Source organism: Pseudoclavibacter sp. RFBA6 (genome assembly GCF_002931575.1).
GTDB lineage: Bacteria > Actinomycetota > Actinomycetes > Actinomycetales > Microbacteriaceae > Pseudoclavibacter > Pseudoclavibacter terrae.
The window spans coordinates 1-794 of record NZ_PSUA01000021.1 but is presented as its reverse complement, the minus strand read 5'-3'; the positions used below and the strand labels follow the sequence as shown (position 1 = coordinate 794).

1 protein-coding gene is annotated in these 794 nt (G+C 71.8%); it reads right to left on the bottom strand.

From position 1 onward, the window contains the following. A partial coding sequence (locus tag C5C17_RS18285; protein ID WP_219820544.1) for a DUF222 domain-containing protein occupies positions 1 to 746 on the bottom strand: 746 nt, incomplete at its 3' end. Positions 747 to 794 lie beyond the last annotated feature (48 nt).

The window sequence follows — 794 nt, the reverse complement described above, 5'->3', positions numbered from 1 at the left end:
GCGAGGGGTTCCCCGCACTCAGACGCCGCCGGGAACTCCACCCTCCGCCGGGGCGAGAGCAGCGCGTCGAACACCGACAGCAGCTGCTCGCCCTGCTCGGGCGTCGCCACGAACTTCCCGGTGACCGCGCCGTCACTGCGCCGGGAGATCCACAGCCCGCGCTCCTCGGCGATCTTGTCGGCCCGCGGCTCGTCACCATCCGGGTCCAAATACGACACCCACGTCGCCGCCTGCACCTCCAACACCTTCGGTACTGCTGGCTGCTCGTCCTCCGGGTTCACCCCGCACGCCGACGCGACCAGCTCCACCTCGGCCCGCGCCACCTCGTCGACCTCCGCGCGGTTCCCGGTGTGATCCAGGCCCTTCGTGATCGCGGACGCCTGCGCGATCGACATGACCGCCGACCCCACCGCCCGAGACACGGCCGGATACCTCGCCGGGATCGGCTCCCCCGTGACGCTCATCCGCTCCCGCGTCGCCGCGGCCACCCGCACCAGCGTCGACGCCTCGAACGGCCGCACCGCGAGCACCTGCTCCACCATGACCGTCAGGTTCCGGAACCCCGCCTTCCGCGCCACCGACTCCGCCCGCGGCGACTCATCCTCCCGCCGCAGCAACTCGCCAGCGACCTCCACCAACGCCGCATCCACCACGCGCCGACGAGCCGCCAACTCCCGCAACGCGACCACGACCTCCCCATCCGGAAGACCCGCCAGCTGACACCGCGCCTCGAGCAGCGCATCCACCACAGCCGTCTCCGTCGACGACTGACGATGCGCTTCCTGCTCCGACTG